Annotated in this window: 13 protein-coding genes; 5 read left to right on the forward strand and 8 right to left on the reverse strand. The window is 69.5% G+C overall.

The window, feature by feature from the left end; genetic code table 11:
- Nucleotides 1–17: 17 nt before the first annotated feature.
- The 5 genes from NQ152_RS10660 to NQ152_RS10680 are packed head-to-tail and all read left to right on the forward strand — an operon-like array spanning nt 18 to nt 4972.
- Nucleotides 18–455, forward strand: a complete 438-nt coding sequence (locus NQ152_RS10660) for a PTS sugar transporter subunit IIA (RefSeq protein WP_257503058.1) — start codon at nt 18–20, stop codon at nt 453–455.
- Nucleotides 455–1606, forward strand: a complete 1152-nt coding sequence (locus NQ152_RS10665) for a mannitol-1-phosphate 5-dehydrogenase (protein WP_257523960.1) — start codon at nt 455–457, stop codon at nt 1604–1606. Before NQ152_RS10660 ends, NQ152_RS10665 begins: the two co-directional genes overlap by 1 nt.
- Before the next feature lie 47 nt (nt 1607–1653).
- Entirely contained in the window at nt 1654–3033 is a 1380-nt protein-coding gene (locus NQ152_RS10670; protein WP_257523961.1) for an NAD(P)/FAD-dependent oxidoreductase, read from the forward strand.
- Nucleotides 3030–4019 carry a bile acid:sodium symporter family protein gene (locus NQ152_RS10675; protein ID WP_257523962.1) on the forward strand — a complete coding sequence of 330 codons (990 nt, stop codon included), beginning with the start codon at nt 3030–3032 and terminating at the stop codon, nt 4017–4019. Before NQ152_RS10670 ends, NQ152_RS10675 begins: the two co-directional genes overlap by 4 nt.
- On the forward strand, nt 4016–4972 hold the full coding sequence (locus NQ152_RS10680) for an SDR family oxidoreductase (protein ID WP_257523963.1): 957 nt from the start codon (nt 4016–4018) through the stop codon (nt 4970–4972). Before NQ152_RS10675 ends, NQ152_RS10680 begins: the two co-directional genes overlap by 4 nt.
- A 204-nt stretch (nt 4973–5176) precedes the next feature.
- On the opposite strand, the gene NQ152_RS10685 is transcribed toward NQ152_RS10680, so the two are convergent.
- From NQ152_RS10685 to NQ152_RS10720, 8 genes are all read right to left on the reverse strand, one after another.
- On the reverse strand, nt 5177–6091 hold the full coding sequence (locus NQ152_RS10685; RefSeq protein ID WP_257523964.1) for a hypothetical protein: 915 nt from the start codon (nt 6089–6091) through the stop codon (nt 5177–5179).
- Nucleotides 6092–6326: 235 nt separating this feature from the next.
- Nucleotides 6327–7442 (reverse strand): adenosine deaminase, encoded by a 1116-nt coding sequence (locus NQ152_RS10690; protein ID WP_257523965.1) that lies wholly within the window; start codon nt 7440–7442, stop codon nt 6327–6329.
- Between the two features lie 97 nt (nt 7443–7539).
- Nucleotides 7540–8850 carry a thymidine phosphorylase gene (locus NQ152_RS10695; protein WP_257523966.1) on the reverse strand — a complete coding sequence of 437 codons (1311 nt, stop codon included), beginning with the start codon at nt 8848–8850 and terminating at the stop codon, nt 7540–7542.
- Nucleotides 8847–9248: a cytidine deaminase gene (locus NQ152_RS10700; RefSeq protein WP_257503065.1), complete on the reverse strand. Its 402-nt coding sequence runs from the start codon at nt 9246–9248 to the stop codon at nt 8847–8849. Before NQ152_RS10700 ends, NQ152_RS10695 begins: the two co-directional genes overlap by 4 nt.
- Before the next feature lie 70 nt (nt 9249–9318).
- Nucleotides 9319–10599 carry an ABC transporter permease gene (locus NQ152_RS10705; RefSeq protein ID WP_257503066.1) on the reverse strand — a complete coding sequence of 427 codons (1281 nt, stop codon included), beginning with the start codon at nt 10597–10599 and terminating at the stop codon, nt 9319–9321.
- On the reverse strand, nt 10596–11855 hold the full coding sequence (locus tag NQ152_RS10710) for an ABC transporter permease (RefSeq protein ID WP_257503241.1): 1260 nt from the start codon (nt 11853–11855) through the stop codon (nt 10596–10598). Before NQ152_RS10710 ends, NQ152_RS10705 begins: the two co-directional genes overlap by 4 nt.
- A gap of 41 nt (nt 11856–11896) precedes the next feature.
- Nucleotides 11897–13417 (reverse strand): ABC transporter ATP-binding protein, encoded by a 1521-nt coding sequence (locus NQ152_RS10715; protein WP_257523967.1) that lies wholly within the window; start codon nt 13415–13417, stop codon nt 11897–11899.
- Nucleotides 13418–13511: 94 nt separating this feature from the next.
- Nucleotides 13512–14621 (reverse strand): BMP family protein, encoded by a 1110-nt coding sequence (locus NQ152_RS10720; RefSeq protein ID WP_257523968.1) that lies wholly within the window; start codon nt 14619–14621, stop codon nt 13512–13514.
- Between the last annotated feature and the right edge of the window lie 159 nt (nt 14622–14780).

Raw genomic sequence — 14780 nt, forward strand, 5'->3', positions numbered from 1 at the left:
ACGAAAGGCGAACACCCATGGCACGTGATGTCCTGAGCCTCGGCCAGGTCCGGATCCACTCCGGCAGCGCGACCCGCGAAGAGGCGATGAAGGAGGCAGCGGACATCCTCCAGGCGGCCGGTGCGGTCACCAGCGCGTACTTCGACGCGATGCAGCAGCGGGAGGAGACGGTCTCGACCTACATGGGCAACGAACTGGCGATCCCGCACGGCACCAACGAGACCAAGCACACCATCCTGGGCTCGGCGCTCTCGGTGGTGCGCTACGACGGGGGTGTGGACTGGGGTGGCGAACCGGTGACCTTCGTCGTCGGCATCGCAGGCAAGGGCGACGAGCATCTGGAGATCCTCTCCCAGATCGCGATCCTGTTCTCCGACGAGGACGAGGTGGAGAAGCTGAAACGGGCGGAGGACCCCGAGGAGCTGTACTCGCTCGTCGCCGCGGCGGGCGTGTGATGAAGGCCGTGCACTTCGGGGCCGGCAACATCGGACGCGGCTTCGTCGGGCTCCTGCTGCACGAGGGCGGCTACGAGGTGGTGTTCTCGGACGTCGCCGCGCCGCTCGTCCAGGCGATCAACGCGGTCTCGAAGTACACCGTCCACGAGGTCGGCGAGGGCGGGCGCGACACGGTGGTCACGGGCTTCCGGGCCGTCAACAGCGCGACCCACCCTGACGAGGTGATCGAAGAGGTCGCGGGCGCGAACGTGGTCACCACGGCCGTCGGGCCCACCATCCTGAAGTTCATCGCACCGCATATCGTGGCCGGCCTCGCCCTGCGCGACCCGTCCTCTCCCCCGCTGCAGATCATGGCGTGCGAGAACGCCATCAACGCCACGGATCTCCTCCGCGACGAGATCGCCGACTTGGCCGGGGACGCGTGGGACGCGCTGGCCGGCCGGGCCGTCTTCGCGAACACCGCCGTGGACCGGATCGTGCCCGGCCAGCCCGCGGGGGCCGGCGTGGACGTGACGGTGGAGCCCTTCTTCGAGTGGGCCATCGAACGGGCGCCGTTCGGCGACGATCCGCCCACCATCCCCGGTGCGCATTTCGTCGATGACCTGGCGCCGTACATCGAGCGCAAGCTCTTCACGGTGAACACCGGGCACGCCGCGGCGGCGTACTTCGGCGCCCGCGCGGGGGTGGAGACCATCTCGGCGGCGCTGTCCGACGAGAGCATCGCCGCGCGGGTGTCCGCGGCGCTGGAGGAGACTTCAGCGCTGCTGGTGGCGAAGCACGAGTTCGAGCCCGAGGATCTCGCGACCTACCGGGCCACGATCCTGCACCGCTTCCGCAATCCGGCGCTTCCGGACACGGTGTGGCGCGTCGGACGGCAGCCGCTGCGCAAGCTGTCGCGTCACGAACGCTTCGTAGGGCCGGCGGCCGAATCGGCTGAGCGCGGTCTGCCGGTGGACGGCCTGCTCGACGCGATGGCCGCCGCGCTGTCGTTCGAGGACCCCGAGGATGCGCAATCCGTCGACCTGCAGCGGATGCTGCGGGAGCAGGATGCGGCATCCGTCACCGGTTCGGTGACCGGTCTGGAGCCGGAGCACCCGCTGTTCCCGCGGGTGGAGGCGATCGTGGCGGCGCGGCAGGCGGAGCTGGTCTAGCATCGAGAGGCTGCGCGGGCATCGGAGCCCGCGCGACTGGGGGTGCGATGCAGGACCTGCGGTATGCCGTCATCGGGGCCGGCCCGTCCGGATTGGCAGCGGCGCGCGCACTGAGCAAGGCGGGCATCGCCTTCGACGGCTTCGAGGCCGGGCGGGGCGTCGGGGGGCTGTGGGATATCCAGAACCCGCGGTCCACGATGTACGAGTCTGCGCATCTGATCTCCTCGCGCACCACGACCGAGTTCAGCGAGTTCCCGATGGACTCCACGGCCGACTACCCCGGCCACCGCGCGCTGCTGCGCTACTTCCGCGACTTCGCGGACCGCTTCGGTCTGACCGGGCACTTCCGCTTCGACACGCGCGTGGTCGGGCTGGACCGGGACGAACACGGGCGCTGGATGCTTCGGGCCGAAGGCCTCTCGGGTCAGCTCGAGCAGCACTACGACGGCGTGATCCTCGCCAACGGCACGCTCGCCGAGCCGAACATCCCGTCCTTCCGCGGTGAGTTCACCGGTGAGCTGCTGCATACCAGCGCGTACAAGGATGCGAAGCAGCTCGCTGGCAAGCGGGTGCTCATCATCGGCGCGGGCAATTCCGGCTGCGACATCGCGGTGGACGCGGTCCACCACGCGGCATCCGTGGATATGAGCGTTCGCCGCGGCTACTACTTCGTGCCCCGCTACCTGTTCGGCCGCCCGTCGGACACCCTCAATCAGGGCCGGCCGCTGCCGGCGCGGATCAAGCAGTTCGTGGACACCCGCGTCCTGCGCGCGTTCACCGGCGATCCGGTGCGCTTCGGCTTCCCGCGACCGGACTACCGGCTGTACGAGTCGCATCCGATCGTCAACACGCTGATCCTCAACCACCTGGGACAGGGCGATCTGGACGTGCGAGCGGACATCGATCGATTCGACGGATCCACGGTCCACTTCCGGGACGGGTCCAGCGGGGACTATGACGTGGTCCTCCTGGCGACCGGATACACGCTGGATTACCCGTTCGTGGATCGCACGCACCTGAACTGGCACGGCTTCGCGCCCGAGCTGTACCTGCATGTCTTCCCGCCCGCCTTCAACGGGCTGTACGTGATGGGGATGATCGAGGCTTCCGGGATCGGCTGGCAGGGCCGCTACGAACAGGCCGAGCTGATCGCGGAATACCTGACCGCGGTCGCGCAGCGCCCCGATCGCGCTGCCGAATTCCGCCGACGGGTCGCCGAGCGGCCGTGGCCGGACCTGAGCGGGGGCTACCACTACCTGGCCCTGGCGCGGATGTCCTATTACGTCAACAAGGACGCCTACCGTCGCGCCGTCCGCTCCGCCCGGGACTTCCTGGGCGGCCCGGCTGCGACGCCGTCCCGGCGGGACGGTCCGGTCAGCCGGCGGACGCCCGCGCCGCGCCGCTCGAGGAAGAGGACCTCCGCATGAACATCGACGATGTCGTCCTGAACTTCACCCCCGGCACGCTGGTCATCCTGAACGTCGTGCTCGGGCTCATCATGTTCGGGATCGCGCTGGACACCTCCGTCGAGGACTTCAGGGTCGTGGCCCGCAAGCCGAAGCCCTTCGTCATCGCGATCCTCGCCCAGTTGGTGGTGCTGCCGGCGGTCACCTTCGGGCTGACCCTGATCCTCCCGGTGACCGCGTCGATGGCGCTCGGGATGATCCTCGTGGCCTGCTGCCCACCCGGGAACATCTCGCAGGTGCTCACGCACCGCTCCGGCGGCAACGTCGCGCTGTCGGTGTCGATGACCGCGGTCGGCAACCTGCTCTACATCGTCGCGCTCCCGCTCAGCGTCGCGTTCTGGGGTTCGCTGCATCCGACCGCCCGGACTCTGCTCACGGCGGTCGAGCTCAACCCGTGGCAGATGCTGCTGGATGTCTTCTTGATCATCGGGCTGCCGTTCCTGCTGGGCCTGGCGATCCGGGCCCGCTTCGCCGGGTTCGCCGCGAAGGTGCAGCCGTTCGTCAAGTGGTTCTCGCTGCTGGCGCTGGTCGGCTTCATCGTGGCCGCTCTCGCCGGCAACTGGGCGTACTTCATCGCGTTCCTCGGCGTGATCCTGGCAGTCGTCGCCGTCCACGACGCTGTCGCCCTCGCCATCGGGTACGGCACGGCGGTGGTCGGTGGCCTCGGAACCCGCGAGCGCAAGGCGATGACTTTCGAGGTCGGCATCCGCAACGCCGGGCTCGGGCTGGGACTGGTGTTCACGTTCTTCGGCGGGCTCGGCGGCATGGCCATCGTCGCCGGCTGGTGGGGCGTCTGGGACATCATCGCCGGACTGCTCGTGGCCTCGCTGTGGGCGATCCACACCAAGCGGCGCACCGGCTCGACGAAGGGCGATGCGACCCGGCACGGCGACAGCGCACGATCGGATGCCGGGGCGCCCGATCCGGCATCCGAGGCGACACCGTGAGCGTGCGCGCACTGGTCACCGGCGGCGCGGGGTTCCTCGGCTCGCACGTGGCCGCGGCTCTGGTCACTCACCCCGACGTCGAGCTCGTCGTCGCCGGGGACGTCCGGCGCCCCGAGCATCCGCTGGAGGGCGTGGTCTACGACGACTGCGACGTGACCCGATCGGCCGGACTGGCTCTGCTGATGCAACGGCATGCCATCAACGTCGTCGTGCATCTGGCGGCGATCGTCAGCCCCGGCCGGGACGCGGAGATGGAGTACCGCGTCGACGTCGACGGATCGCGCCACGTCCTGGACGCGTGCGTCGCGACCGGGGTGCGGCGGATCGTGGTCTCATCGTCCGGAGCGGCCTACGGGTACCATGCGGACAGCCCGGAGTGGCTGCGGGAGTCCGACCCGGTCCGCGGCAGCGAGGAGTTCCCCTACTCCCGGCACAAGCGGCTGGTGGAGGAGATGCTCGCCGAGGCGCGGGTGTCCCACCCCGGCCTCGAGCAGGTGGTCTTCCGCATCGGCACCATCCTCGGCCCCACCGTCCGCAACCAGATCACCGCGCTCTGGGACGGACCGCGCGTGCTGGCCGTCCGCGGATCGCAGTCTCCGTTCGTGTTCGTCTGGGTGGACGATGTCGCGGCGGCGATGGCGCGGGCGGCCACCGACGGACCCCCGGGGATCTACAACGTCGCCGGCGACGGCAGGGTCACCGTGCGCGAGATCGCCGCCCGACTGGGCAAGCCGGTGCTGACCGTCCCGGCCGGGGTGCTCGGCTTCGCCCTGCGCGTGGGCCGGATGCTGCATCTCACGGTCCACGGACCCGAGCAGGTCGGCTTCCTCCGGTACCGCCCGGTGCTCGCGAACGATGCGCTCAAGCGCGACTTCGGCTTCACGCCCACGCGGACCAGCCGCGAGGCGTTCGAGGAGTACCTCGCCACTCATCCCGGCGTCGCCCGCGCCTGACCGCCGCCCCGGTCGCGGCATCCCCGGTCCCGCGCCGAGTGGCCTGACTGTCCGCCGCCCCGGCGTCCTCGCCGTCCTCGCTGTCCCGTGTCCCGTGTCCCGTGTCCCGTGTCCCACTTCGGCAGGCGACACGCCGGGCGTCGGATGCGCAAGTGGGACACCGGGGCGAAGGGCGCGGGGCCGAGGGATGCCGGGTCCGCCGGGTCAGGGGCGCCAGCCTGCCTCGTGCAGCGCCTCCCGCACGAGCGCGACGGCGGTCGGCCGATCGCCGCGCATGTGATGCCGCAGGATGCGAACGTGCCGCCACCCCGCACGGCGGATCGCGCTCCACCGATCGGCGTCGCGCTCGAACTGCCGGACATCCTCCGCGTGGACCCGCCCGTCGTACTCGACCGCGACGCGCCAGCGCCGGTAGGCCAGGTCCAGGCGCGCGATCGCCCGGCCGTACGCGTCGCGGAGGATCCAGTTCACCTCGGGCTCCGGCAGGCCGGCGCGTACGATCAGCAAGCGCAGGCGGGTCTCCTCCGGGGACTCGACACCGGCTCGGACGTGGTTCAGGGCTGAACGCATCGTCGTCGCGGACCGGCCGCGGAGCATGCGGACCTCGTCCCTGAGCTCCTCGACGGTGCCCCAGCCCTGATGGACGATGGCGTCCGCAGCGACCACCAGGTCGTCGTGGCGCCAGAGGCTGCCGGCCTGCCGCCACGCCCGGACGGGATGCTCCAACGGCATGCCGGCATGCACCACGATCGCCGGCTCGCGCACCTGGAGTCGGTGACCGATCACCCCCTGCGTGCGCGGTTCGCGAGCCGGCCGGTGCGCCGCGACGTGCAGCCCCACTCGGTGCGGCCACCGCGGGGTGGGCAGTCCGACGAGCGCGAGCGCAGTCTCGCCCCAGAAGAACTGCCAGGGCGCCAGCCTCGGCGCGTACTGGAGGCACATCAGCACAAGCGGATCGTCGCTGTCGGCGAAGAACGCGTCCGGGGTGCGCACGCCGTGGAAAGGGCGGCCCAGATCGGAACCGGCGAGTCGCCCGCGGCCGACGCCGAGCTCACGCGCGACACCCACCGTGAACGGCTGCCCGGACAGTTCGACGGGGAGGGGGCTCGGTCGCAGCATCCCCCGATCTCAGCCGATCGTGCCGCCCGACCGGGCGCGCGCCGGCATCCTGTGGACACCGGCGGCACCTCGCCGCGCTGGGGAGGACGCCCCTCGGCTACCGATGTCCCGCTTCAGCATGCGACACGCCGGCTATCCCCTGCACAAGTGGGACACGGATGCCTGGGCGGGGATGCCGGGACACAGATGCCGGGGACAGGAGTCGCCGGGACAGAGGGACGCACCCGGGCGCGGCCTACTGCTCGAAGCCCTCCGCGATCAGCTCGATGAGCTCCTCCCGCTCCTCGATCGGGAGGAAGGCGCCGGCCGCGGCGTTCAGCTGGAACGTCTCGAGGTCATCCAGGTCGTAATCGAACGTCTCGGCCAGCAGCGCCAGCTCGCGGGTCAGCGAGGTCCGGCTCATCGTGCGGTTGTCGACGTTCACGGTCACCGAGAAGCCGAGCTGGTACAGCAGGTCGAACGGGTGGTCAGCCAGTTCTTCGCCCCACTGCCCGACCGCGCCGGTCTGCAGGTTCGAAGTCGGCGAGAGCTCCAGCGTGATCTCCCGGTCCCGCACCCAGCGCGCCAGGTCGCCGAAGTGCACGAGCACCTCGTCGCCCTCGCGCGAGACCACATCGAGATCCTCGGCGATCCGCACCCCGTGCCCGAGGCGCACCGCGCGGCCGTCGATGATGGCGGAGCGGATCGAGTCCAGCCCCGCGGCTTCGCCCGCATGCACCGTCGTCGGAAAGAACTGCGAGGCCAGGTAGTCGAACGCGACCCGGTGCCGGAAGGGCAGGAAGCCCTCTTCGGGACCGGCGATGTCGAACCCGACGGCGCCCCGGCCGCGCCAGGACACGGCCAGCTCCGCGATCTCCAGCGAACGATCGGTCTGGCGCATCGCGGTGATGAGCTGACCGACCCGGATGTCGTGCCCGTCCTGCTCGGCGGCCTCCTCGCCCTCCTCGATGCCGGTCTGCACCGCCTCGACGGCCTCTTCGAGCGAGAGCCCGCGGGTCAGATGCTGCTCCGGAGCCCACCGCACCTCGCCGTAGATCACCCCGTCCGCGGCGAGGTCCTCGACGAACTCGCGCGCAACCCGGGTCAATCCCTCTGCGGTCTGCATCACCGCGGTGGTTAGATCGAACGTCTTCAGATACTCCACGAGGGAGCCAGAGTCGCTCTTGTCGGCGAACCAGCCGGCGAGCGCCTCGCCCTCGGTCTCGGGCAGCGCGAGGCCGATGGCGTCGCCGAGCTCGAGGATGGTCTGCGGGCGCACGCCGCCGTCCAGGTGGTCGTGCAGCGAGATCTTGGGCAGGCGCCGGATCGAGGCGCCCTGCAGGTTGGTGTCGCCGTGCTGATCGATCGACATGTGAGTCTCCTAGCGCCGGAGATCCGGCGCGCTTCCGGTGGTGGACGGGCGTCTGATGGGGGTGGTCTGGGTCGGACTCATGAGTGGATGCCGCGCCTCACGCGGTGATCCTCTCGAGCACGAGCGGGCGGGGGTCCGGGGCGTCGGCCCCGATCTCCCACGACCCTTCGAGGGCGGCCAGGGCACGCTCGAAGCGCCCGGCGTCGTGTCCCAGCAGCGTGAACAGCGGCTGGCCGGGGGCGACCCGGTCGCCGGGTTTGACGTGCAGGTCGATGCCCGCGGCGTGCATCACGGGGTCTTCGGCCCGGGCACGGCCGGCACCGAGCCGCCACGCGGCGATGCCGAAGGGCAGGGCATCCATGCGGGTGACGAATCCGGCCTGCGTCGCGGTGACGGTGGAGGTCTCCCGCGGACGCGGGAGCGCGGCATCCGGATCGCCGTCCTGCGCGCGGATCATCGCACGCCACGTGTCCATCGCGCGCCCGTCCGCCAGCGCCGCCTCGACATCGGCGTCCGGCTGCCCGGCGAGGGCGAGCATCTCACGGGCGAGTGCCACGGTGAGCTCGACCACATCGGCGGGTCCGCCGCCGGCGAGCACCTCGACCGACTCGCGCACTTCGTTCGCGTTGCCGATCGCCAGGCCGAGCGGCGTGTTCATATCGGTCAGCAGCGCGGTGGTCGACACTCCCGAGTCGGTCCCGAGCGCGACCATCGTGCGCGCCAGCTCGCGCGCCCTCTCGATGTCCTGCATGAACGCACCGGAGCCGAACTTCACATCCAGGACGAGCGCGTCGGTGCCCTCGGCGATCTTCTTGGACATGATGCTGGAGGCGATCAGCGGTATCGCCTCCACCGTCCCGGTGACATCGCGCAGCGCGTAGAGCTTCTTGTCCGCCGGGGCCAGTCCGGACCCCGCCGCGCAGATGACGGCGCCCACCTCGCGCAGCTGGTCGAACAGCTCGTCGTTGGTGAGCGCGGCGGTCCAGCCCGAGATCGACTCGAGCTTGTCCAGCGTGCCGCCGGTGTGCCCCAGCCCGCGGCCGGACAGCTGTGGCACTGCGACGCCGAACGAGGCCACCAGCGGCGCCAGGGGCAGGGTGATCTTGTCGCCCACGCCGCCGGTGGAGTGCTTGTCGACGGTCGGCTTGCCCAGGCCGGCGAAGCTCATCCGCTCCCCCGAGGCGATCATCGCGTCCGTGAGCACGCTGATCTCGCCGCGGCTCATGCCGTTCAGGAGCACGGCCATCGCGAAGGCGGCCATCTGCGCGTCCGCGACGTAGCCGCGCGTGTAGGCGTCCACCATCCACCGCAGCGCGTCGTCGGGAACATCCCCGCCGTCGCGCTTGATCCGGATGACGTCGACCGCGTCGAACGGCTCGACCCCGCCTGCAGGCGAGGTGCTGCTCATCGTGAGGCCTCTTCGAGGTCCCGCGGGCCGAACGCGTCGGGCAGGACCTCGTCGATCGTGCGGATGCCGGACACCGTCTCCAGCAGCATCCCCGGGATGGCGTGTTCGTACAGCAGCTGACGGCAGCGCCCGCACGGCATCAGAGTGCGCCCCTGCCCGTCGACGCAGACGAAGGCGACGAGTTTGCCGCCGCCGGACATGAACAGGTCGCTGACCAGCGAGCACTCCGCGCACAGCGTCACGCCATACGAGGCGTTCTCGATGTTGCACCCCGAGACGATCCGGCCGTCCGAGACCAGGGCGGCCGCGCCGACCTTGAACCGCGAATAGGGCACGTAGGCGAGCTCTTTGGCGGCGGTCGCCGCCGCACGCAGTTCGTCCCAGTCGATGTCGGTCACAGCGCGTCCTCCGGAAGGTCGGTGCAGGTTGGGAACGGATGCCTCATCCAGCGAGGCGGAAGAGCGGAGCTCATCCCTTGATGTACGGGACGCCGTCGGCTGCGGGTGCCCGTGATCGGCCGACGACTCCGGCGACGACGAAGATCGTGACCAGGTAGGGCAGCATCAGCATGAACTCGCTGGGCACGGGCGAGCCGATCACGCTGAGGGTGTTCTGCAGGCTCGAGGCGAACCCGAACAGCAGCGCGGCCAACGTCGCCTTGAACGGATCCCACTGCCCGAAGATCACCGCGGCCAGGGCGATGAATCCGGCGCCGGCGGTCATCTCCTTGTTGAAGGCGATGCCGTTGCCGATCGTGAACACGGTGCCGCCGAGGCCTGCGATCGCGCCGGCCAGCAACACGTTCCAGAACCGCGTCGCGTTGACCTTGATGCCGACGGTGTCCGCAGCCTGCGGGTGCTCGCCGACCGCCCGCAGCCGCAGTCCCCAACGGGTGCGGAACATCGCGAACCAGACCACCGCGACCGCGATGTACATCAGGTACACGATGATCGTCTGACGGAACAGCACGGGTCCGAGCACCGGGATCTCGCTCAGGATCGGTATCGGGATCCGCGGGAATCGCGGGGGCGAGTTGAGCAGCGCGGCATTCGGCTGCAGCACTTGCGAGTAGAAGAAGCTGGTCAGCCCGACCACCAGGACGTTGAGCACCACGCCGACGATCACCTGATCGACGAGGTACGTGATCGCGAACGCGGCCAGCACCGCGGCGACCAGCGCGCCGGCGAACATGGCGGCCACCAGACCGAGGAGCGGCTGGCCGGTGAGGGTCGAGATGACGGCGGCGCTGAACGCTCCGGCCAGCAGCTGGCCCTCGATCGCGATGTTGACCACACCGGCGCGCTCGCCGATGACGCCCGCCAGCGCTCCGTAGATGAGCGGGATCGCCAGCGCGACCGCACCGGCCAGGAGCCCGGCGACCGGGATCGCTTCGCCGGCGGCCGCCCACGTCAGGAATCCGACGATCGCGACGATGATGTATGCGACGATGACCCAGAGCGGTGCCCGCCGGTAGCCGCGCACCAGCAGGGCGGCGCCGGCCGTCAGCAGGACGAGGAGTCCGAACACCACCCAGGTGGTGAGGATCACCGGCAGCACGATCTCCGGCAGCTGCAGCGCATCGGCCTGTGTGGAGATGCGGAACGTGGTCTCGCCTTCCCGCGGCGCGGCGAGGATCAGCAGCGCGTACAGGACCGTGAAGATCGCCAGCGCGATCGGCGCCTTCCAGCTGCGCACCTCCGCCTTCGGCGGAGTCGACGCGATCAGCGCGCCATCGACGGCGACGGTCATTTCATCACCGCCCCGGCCTCGGCCTTGAGCTGTTTCTCCCGCGCCTTCTCGCGTCGGCGCTGGTCGCGCTCCGGAGAGGGCAGGAAGAAGATCGTGCGCACTAGCGGCGGGGCGGCGATGAACAGCACGATGAGAGCCTGCACGACGGTGACGATCTCGATCGGGACGCCCTCGGCGGCCTGCATCGCGAAGCCGCCTGCCTTGAAGGCACCGAACAGGATGCCGGCGGCGAAGGTCCCCCACGGGGTGGAACGACCCAACAGCGCCACCGTGATCGCGTCGAACCCGATGCCCGCGTCGATGTCGGCGGAGAATCCGGTGGTGATCGTACCGAGGACCTGATTGACGCCGGCCAATCCGACCAGCGCGCCGGCGATGAGCATGCCGATGATGTACATGCTCTTGACGTTGATGCCGGCCACCCGGGCGGCGTGCGGGTTCTCGCCGACGGCACGGAACTTGAAGCCCAGGCTCGATCGGCTGAGGATCCACCACACCACCACGGTGGCGAGGATGACCAGGATGAACCCGAAGTGCAGGTTGTACTGCGGCCCGAACAGCTCGGGGAAGACCGCGGTGGGTTTCATCGGCGGGGTCTTCGGGTTGCTGGAGCCGGGTGCCTGCAGCAGACCCGGAGTCCGCAGCATCCACGAGATGAGGTAGAACGCCACGTAGTTGAGCATGATCGTGACGATCACCTCGTGCGCACCTGTCCACGCCTTGAGGGCTCCCGCGATCCCGGCCCACAGCGCGCCGGCGGCCAGACCGGCGATCAGCGCGACGATCATGTGGATGCCCCAGGGCAGGTCGAGCGAGAACGCGACCCAGCCGGCGCCCGCCGACGCCATCAGCATCTGTCCGCGTCCGCCGATGTTGAACATGCCGATGCGGAAGGCCAGCGCCACGCCCAGACCCGCCGCGATCAGGGGCGTGGCGAAGGTCAGCGTCTCGGTCAGAGGACGGATGCCGCGGGCGAACGTGGGTGCGCCGAAGTTGTAGATCGAGCCCTGGAAGAGGGCGATGTACGCCCCGGAGACCGCTTGCCAGATCGCCGCGATCGTATCCAGCGGACGGGCGAAGAAGTAGCCGGACGCCTCCTGCACGGTCTCGTCGGTGAAGGCGATCATGATGCCGCCGACGATCAGTGCCAGCAGAACGGCCAGCACCGAGATCAGGGCGTTCCCCTGGGTGATCTGCAGGAAGGTCGTATGCCACCTCGACGCCTCGGGCGGTGTGGTGTGCTGCAGCGGCGGCATCCCCGGAGGGACGATGACGGCGCCGTGCGTCAGGTCCTCGCTCACGCGGCGACTCCCTCGCCGGTCGGGACCTCGCCGGCCATCATCAGACCCAGCACACCGCGCGGCGTGTCTCCCGGGACGATGCCGATGATCCGGCCGCGATACATCACGATGATGCGATCCGCCAGCGCGGTGACCTCGTCCAACTCGGTGGAGACGACCACCACGGGGATGCCGGCATCCCGGGTTTCGACGATGCGCTTGTGGATGAATTCGATCGATCCCACATCGACGCCGCGCGTGGGCTGGGCCGCGACGAGGAGGGAGAGATCGCGGCTCAGCTCGCGGGCGAGCACCACCTTCTGCTGGTTGCCACCGGAGAGGGTGCCGACCGCAACCTCGATGCTGGGTGCGCGCACGTCGAACTCCCGGTACTTCTCGGCGGCGAACTCGGCGATGTAGCCCAGGCGCAGGCTGCCTGCGCGGACGAACGGCGGCCCGGTGGTGCGATCGAGCACGAGGTTCTCGGCGATCGACATGCCGGCCACCAGACCGTGCTCCTGGCGGTCCTCGGGAACGAAGCCGACGCCTTCGTCCAGGATCCGCCGGACGCTGGCGCCGAGCAACTGCTCGCCGTTGAGGGTCACGGATCCGCGGGCGCGGTGCTCGAGGCCGACCAGAGCCGCGGTGAGCTCGGTCTGCCCGTTGCCCTGCACGCCCGCGATCGCGACGATCTCGCCGGCGCGGACGTCGAAGCTCACATCGTCGACGACGATCTGGTCCTTGGCGTCGATGACGGTCAGCCCATCCACGATGAGCGAGCGTTCGCCGAGCGTGGGCACGTCCTTGCGCACCGTCAGCTCGACGGAGCGACCGACCATGAGCTCGGCCAGCTCTGCGTTCGTCGCGCCCGGAGACGCTTCGCCGACGACTTTGCCGAGGCGGATGACGGTGATCCGGTCGGCGGCTTCACGGACCTCACGCAGCTTGTGGGTGATGAACACGATCGAGGTGCCGGACTCCTTCAGCTGGCGCATGATGCCCATCAGCTCGTCGGTCTCCTGCGGTGTCAGGACCGCGGTCGGCTCGTCGAAGACGAGGACCCGGGCGTCCCGGGAGAGGGCCTTGATGATCTCCACCCGCTGCTGTACGCCGACCGGCAGATCCTCCACGAGCGCGTCGGGATCGACGTCGAACCCGAACCGTGCGGAGATCTCCCGGACGCGTTCGCGCGCGGTGGACAGGTCCAGGATGCCGCCGGCCTTGGTCGCCTCATGACCGAGCATGACGTTCTCGGCGACGGTGAAGACCGGGATGAGCATGAAGTGCTGGTGGACCATGCCGATACCGGCGCGCATCGCGTCGCCGGGGCCCTGGAAGTTCTGCACGACATCGTCCAGCAGGATGAGGCCGTCGTCAGCCCGGTACAGCCCGTAGAGGACGTTCATCAGGGTCGACTTGCCGGCGCCGTTCTCGCCCAGGAGACAGTGGATCTCTCCGGGCTCCACAACGAGGTCGATGTGGTCGTTCGCGACGAGGGTGCCGAACCGCTTGGTGATCCCGCGGAGTTCGAGCTTCATGCTCCAGATCCTAGTAAGAGGCGCCTTCAGGTGCATTGGGGGGAACGGGAACGGGGAGGCTGGTTGCCCAGCCTCCCCGTTCCGGTGCGGCAGATCAGCCGGCGAGGTAGGACTCGACGGGGATCGAACCGTCGATGATGCCGGCCGCGATGGCGTCCAGCTCCGCCTGCAGGTCCGGCGAGACCTTCGACTCGAAGTCGTGGAAGGGCGCCAGGCTGACGCCCTCGTTCTCGAGCGTTCCGATGAACGGCTCGGCGTCGAACTCACCGGCACCGGCGGCGAGGACGGCCTCGTTGACACCGACGTCGATCGTCTTGCGGATCGAGGTGAGCAGCAGATCGGCCACCGTCGGGTCGGTCTCGAACACGTCCGCGTCCACGCCGATCAGGGCGATGTCGCGGCCGGAGTCGCGGATCACCGATGCGGCGCTCTGGTAGATCGGGCCACCGACGGGCAGGAGCACGTCCACGCCCTGGTCGACCAGACCCTGGGCCGCGTTGATCGCGTCCTGGTTGGCGGTGAAGCCACCGGTGAACACGCCGTCCTGTGCGGCGCGATCCCAGCCGAGCACCTGGACGCTGTCGCCCTTCTCGGCGTTCCAGTACTCGACGCCCTGAGCGAAGCCGTCCATGAAGATCGAAACGGTGGGGAAGTTCATCCCGCCGAAGGTGCCGACCTTCTTGGCCTCGGAGATCGACGCTGCCGCGTAGCCGGCCAGGAAGGCGGCCTGCGACGTGTCGAAGATGATCGGCTTGATGTTCTCGGCATCCGTCTCACCGTCGAAGTCGTTGTCGACGACGTCGTCGATCGAGACGAAGTCGATGTCGGGGTTGGCGACGGCGGCCTCGCCTGCTGCCGACGCGAGGGCGAAGCCCACCGTGACGATGAGCGTGCAGTTCTGGTCGATCAGGCTGGTGAGGTTGGGTGCGTAGTCGGACTCGGAGTCGGACTGCACGGTGACGAACTCGACGCCGAGCTCATCGGACGCGGCCTCGAGGCCCTCGAATCCGAGCTGGTTGAAGGACTTGTCGTCGAATCCGCCCGCGTCGGAGACCATGCAGGGCTTGAAGCCGTCCACGGCCCCGCCTGCGGCTCCATCCTCGCTGGCGGCCGGCTCGGGAGCCGACCCGCAACCGGCAAGGGCAACGAGCAGTCCGGCGGCGGCAACTACCCCGACGAACTTCTTGGTGGTAGAGATTGTCAACTCACGCCTCCATCAAAGGTGCCCCCGCGGACTTCGCGGGCGACAGCCCAAGTTACCCAGTGTGACGACGCGCTCACCTATCAGAACGCCGTCCGGGACGGAATGGTTACAAAGACGCAATGTGCTGAACACGTGCGGGCACCGGGGGCGACATCGGCC

Source organism: Microbacterium sp. zg.B48 (assembly GCF_024623505.1).
In the GTDB taxonomy this organism is placed as follows: Bacteria; Actinomycetota; Actinomycetes; order Actinomycetales; family Microbacteriaceae; genus Microbacterium.

Excerpts from the sequence above, each read along its gene's own strand:
- NQ152_RS10660 (WP_257503058.1), top strand. The coding sequence starts at position 18 with ATGGCACGTGATGTCCTGAGCCTCGGCCAGGTCCGGATCCACTCCGGC.
- NQ152_RS10665 (WP_257523960.1), top strand. The coding sequence starts at position 455 with ATGAAGGCCGTGCACTTCGGGGCCGGCAACATCGGACGCGGCTTCGTC.
- NQ152_RS10670 (WP_257523961.1), top strand. The coding sequence starts at position 1,654 with ATGCAGGACCTGCGGTATGCCGTCATCGGGGCCGGCCCGTCCGGATTG.
- NQ152_RS10675 (WP_257523962.1), top strand. The coding sequence starts at position 3,030 with ATGAACATCGACGATGTCGTCCTGAACTTCACCCCCGGCACGCTGGTC.
- NQ152_RS10685 (WP_257523964.1), bottom strand. The coding sequence starts at position 6,091 with ATGCTGCGACCGAGCCCCCTCCCCGTCGAACTGTCCGGGCAGCCGTTC.
- NQ152_RS10690 (WP_257523965.1), bottom strand. The coding sequence starts at position 7,442 with ATGTCGATCGATCAGCACGGCGACACCAACCTGCAGGGCGCCTCGATC.
- NQ152_RS10695 (WP_257523966.1), bottom strand. The coding sequence starts at position 8,850 with ATGAGCAGCACCTCGCCTGCAGGCGGGGTCGAGCCGTTCGACGCGGTC.
- NQ152_RS10705 (WP_257503066.1), bottom strand. The coding sequence starts at position 10,599 with ATGACCGTCGCCGTCGATGGCGCGCTGATCGCGTCGACTCCGCCGAAG.
- NQ152_RS10710 (WP_257503241.1), bottom strand. The coding sequence starts at position 11,855 with ATGCCGCCGCTGCAGCACACCACACCGCCCGAGGCGTCGAGGTGGCAT.
- NQ152_RS10715 (WP_257523967.1), bottom strand. The coding sequence starts at position 13,417 with ATGAAGCTCGAACTCCGCGGGATCACCAAGCGGTTCGGCACCCTCGTC.